The sequence below is a fragment of the Terriglobales bacterium genome, assembly GCA_035624475.1.
Classification (GTDB): Bacteria; Acidobacteriota; Terriglobia; order Terriglobales; family Acidobacteriaceae; genus DASPRL01.
Window position 1 is genome coordinate 1 of sequence record DASPRL010000178.1, and the last position, 3,604, is coordinate 3,604.

Here is a 3,604-nt window from a genome sequence, read left to right on the forward strand (position 1 = left end):
GGACCTTCTTCTTCACCTCGCCCCGGGAGGCGGGAACCGACGCCGCCACCAGCCCCAGGCACAGCACCGCGGTGGTCGTGCTCCTCACCCCTTGAACTCCTCCATCATCCTCACGAAATCCTTGAACAGATAATGCGAGTCGTGCGGGCCGGGCGCGGCCTCGGGGTGGTACTGCACCGAGAAGAGCGGCAGGTTGCGGTGGCGCAGGCCTTCGAGCGTCGAGTCGTTGAGGTCGATGTGCGTCAGGTCGACCTCGGAGGTCGAGAGCGACTCGGGATCGACGGCGAAGTTGTGGTTGTGCGCCGTGATCTCGATCTTGCCGGTGGCGATCTGCTTCACCGGATGGTTGCCGCCGTGGTGTCCGAACTTGAGCTTGTAGGTCTTGCCGCCCAGCGCCAGCCCCACGAGCTGGTGCCCCAAACAGATGCCGAAGATGGGCACCCGCCCCATCAGCCGCCGGATGTTCTCCACCGCGTACTGGCAGGGCTCGGGGTCGCCGGGGCCGTTGGAGAGGAAGATGCCGTCGGGATTGAGCGCCAGCACATCCTCGGCCGCAGTCTCCGCCGGCACCACGGTCACGTGGCAGCGCTCCGCCACCAGCTTCCTCAAGATGTTGTGCTTGATGCCGTAGTCGTAGGCCACCACCCGCCACAGCGCCGGCTCGTCCTTCACCCCCACCACTTGGGTAGGCTCGTGCGAGCGCTCGCCCACCTCCCACACGTAGCGCTGCTTGGTGGAGACCACCTTGGCCAGGTCGGTGCCCACCATGGAAGGGATGGCGCGCGCCTTGGCCACCAGCTTTTCCGCGTCCTCCTCCAGCATGGAGATGACGCCGCGCTTGCAGCCGTGGTCGCGCAGGTGGCGCACCAGGGCGCGGCTATCGATGTCGGCCAGCACCGGGATCTTGAACTTCTCCAGGTACTCGTCGGTGACCTGCTGCGAGCGCCAGTTGGAGCTGACGCGCGAGAACTCGCGCACGATCAGCCCTTCGATGTAGGGGCGGGTGGACTCGGTGTCCTCGGGGTTGGTGCCGTAGTTGCCGATCTCGGGGTTGGTGAGGACTACGATCTGCCCGGCGTAAGAAGGATCGGTGAAGATCTCCTGGTAGCCGGTGATGGAGGTATTAAAAACGACTTCCCCGTAGCATTCGCCTTTCGCGCCATAACCTTTGCCGCGGAAGATCTTGCCATCTTCCAGCGCAAGGATCGCTTGCATTCCGTCTCCGGGGAGTGGATTTTTGGGATTCTAGCAGAGAAATCCGGAAGTGACTAGGGGCGCTGCAGCAGAATTTCAGATTGCAGATCTTAGATTTCAGATTGCTTGCAGCTTCGCCGGCCTCCAGGCCGCCTTTCAATCTGCAATCTTCAATCTGAAATCTGCAATCGCTATTTCAGCATTCCCATCTTGTCCATGGGCCAGTAGACGAAGACGGCCTTGCCGTAGATGTAGCTCTCGTCCACGGGACCGAACTCGCGGCTGTCGTTGGACATGGTGCGGTGGTCGCCCAGCACGTAGTAGCTGTGGGCGGGCACGACCAGCTCCGGGAAGTTGTGGCCGTCCACGTAGCTGGAGGGCACGTAGGGCTCGGGCAGCGCCTGCCCGTTGACGTATACCCTGCCACGCTCGATGCGGATGCGGTCGCCGGCCACCCCCACCACCCGCTTGATGTAGCTCTTGGAGGGGTCCCGGGGATAGCGGAAGACCACGATGTCGCCGCGCTCGATGGGCTCCAGCTGGTACACGAACTTGTTGATGAAGATGCGCTCCTGGTCCTGCAACCCCGGCAGCATGCTGTTGCCTTCCACCTTCACCGGCTGGTACAGGAAGAGGATGACGAAGCCGGAGAGGGCCAGCGAGATCAGCAGGTCGCGCACCCAGGTGCGCAGCACCTCGCCGCTCCGCTTTCCCCGCGCCGGTGGAGCAGCCGGCGCGGCGGCGCCCGGCTGCGCCTGGGAGGTGCGATGGTCTTCGTTGGTCATGGCTTGCGGCCTATTGTATATGGATTGGCGGTGCCGGCCGCGGGTTGTATCCTCGGGATGCCACGCCGCCTTCCTGCATGCAGCCCCAGCCGCCCTGAAACCGGGGTACAATACCCCGCTGGGAGGCCCCATGAAGCGCGTCCTGTACCTGCTGTTCGTAGCCTTGCTGGCCTTCGCCACCCTGGGGTGGACGGACCAGAGCGTGCCCGCGTATCACCCGGCACCTCCGCCCAGGGGCGCCAAGCTGCCTCCCATCTTGCCCGCCGACGCGCTCTGGGGCCCGGAGTTCCAATATCCCTACCAGACCCACGCCTACGAACTGGCCGCCAAGATCCCCAACGTCCTCTACCAGCAGCCCTGCTACTGCCACTGCGACCGCAGCGCCGGGCACAAGAGCCTGCGTTCCTGCTTCGAGGACACCCACGGCGCCGAGTGCGGCACCTGCCTGCGCGAGCTCTACTACACCTACCGGCAGACCAAGGCGGGCAAGACTCCCGCGCAGATCCGCGCCGGCATCATCAAGGGCGAGTGGGAGAAGATCGACCTGCAGGCCGCCGCCTCCATGCAATAGCCTCTCTGGACGCTCCCGGAAGTGCACCAATTCTGGTGCAATCGGGCCGGGTTGACGCGCCCGGCGCTTGCGCGTATAAACAAAAAGCTCTGCGGACCCTCAGCCCCCGGCAGCCGGAAGCATCTCTGAGCCTTTTCCACAATGGAACAGGCCGTCTCCCCTGCTCCCAGGCGCGAAGGTGCAATTCGATGAAGAAGAAAGGCGCAGGAAGAGTTAAATCTTCCTCAGCTAAATCTAAGAAACATAAGGGTGTTAGGAAGGCAGGTCGAGGAGGCAAGAAGGCCGCGCCTGCACCCCCGCGCCGCCCTTCGCTGATGGACGATCCGCGTTTTGCACAGGCTGTGCAAAACTATGAGGCCGGCCTCAAGGCCCTGCAGGAGCACAAATTCGAGCGCGCCAAGGCCCTGCTGGAGAAGGTAGTGGCCGGCTCCATCAAGGAACTCTCCGACCGCGCTGCCGTCCACCTCAACACTTGTCACCAACACCTGGCCCGGGCCAGCACCAGCTTCAAGACCCCGGAGGAGCACTACGACTTCGCCGTCTCGCTGATGAACAGCGGCGACTATGAGGGCGCGCGCAGCCACCTGGAGAAGATCGTCAAGCAGTCTCCCAAGGCCGACTACGGCTGGTACGGCCTGGCCGTGCTGGACTGCCTCTGCGGGCACGTCGAGGACTCCCTCAAGCACCTGCAGCAGGCCACGCGGCTCAATCCCGGCCTGCGCTTCCAGGCGCGCAACGACTCCGACTTCCAGAACCTGGCCGACGATCCCCGCTTCACCGAGCTGCTCTATCCGGAAGAGGGAGCCGCCGAACCCACACCGGCACCCGAGAAGAAGCGCTGACCGGCCCGAGGACGCCCTCCGCCCGAGAAGGCGCCGGTACCCGCACGGCGACTGCCCCTGCCCCCGGCCCTCAGGGTAAGATGGGCGGTTGATGCCGCGTTCCCTGCGCCAGAAGGTGGTTCCCGGCCGGGCCCAGCCGAAGCGTCCCTCCGGTCCGCAGAAGTTCGCCGTCGCCATCCTGGCGGCGGGCATGGGCACCCGCCTGCAGTCGA

At 64.7% G+C, this 3,604-nt stretch carries 4 protein-coding genes; 2 read left to right on the forward strand and 2 right to left on the reverse strand.

All coding sequences use genetic code 11. From position 1 onward, the window contains the following. Positions 1-84: 84 nt before the first annotated feature. Together carA and lepB are read right to left on the reverse strand one after the other, a co-directional pair. Entirely contained in the window at positions 85-1,215 is a 1,131-nt protein-coding gene (carA, locus tag VEG08_07255; GenBank protein HXZ27782.1) for a glutamine-hydrolyzing carbamoyl-phosphate synthase small subunit, read from the reverse strand. Between the two features lie 170 nt (positions 1,216-1,385). After that, complete coding sequence (gene lepB / locus VEG08_07260) at positions 1,386-1,979, reverse strand: signal peptidase I (GenBank protein HXZ27783.1); 594 nt, start codon at positions 1,977-1,979, stop codon at positions 1,386-1,388. A 130-nt stretch (positions 1,980-2,109) separates the two neighbouring features. On the opposite strand from lepB, the gene VEG08_07265 reads away from it, so the two are divergent. Next, positions 2,110-2,550: a CYCXC family (seleno)protein gene (locus tag VEG08_07265; GenBank protein ID HXZ27784.1), complete on the forward strand. Its 441-nt coding sequence runs from the start codon at positions 2,110-2,112 to the stop codon at positions 2,548-2,550. A 341-nt stretch (positions 2,551-2,891) separates the two neighbouring features. Further along, positions 2,892-3,392: a tetratricopeptide repeat protein gene (locus tag VEG08_07270; GenBank protein HXZ27785.1), complete on the forward strand. Its 501-nt coding sequence runs from the start codon at positions 2,892-2,894 to the stop codon at positions 3,390-3,392. The last annotated feature ends 212 nt before the right edge of the window (positions 3,393-3,604 follow it).

Excerpts from the sequence above, each read along its gene's own strand:
- carA (HXZ27782.1), bottom strand. The coding sequence starts at position 1,215 with ATGCAAGCGATCCTTGCGCTGGAAGATGGCAAGATCTTCCGCGGCAAA.
- lepB (HXZ27783.1), bottom strand. The coding sequence starts at position 1,979 with ATGACCAACGAAGACCATCGCACCTCCCAGGCGCAGCCGGGCGCCGCC.
- VEG08_07265 (HXZ27784.1), top strand. The coding sequence starts at position 2,110 with ATGAAGCGCGTCCTGTACCTGCTGTTCGTAGCCTTGCTGGCCTTCGCC.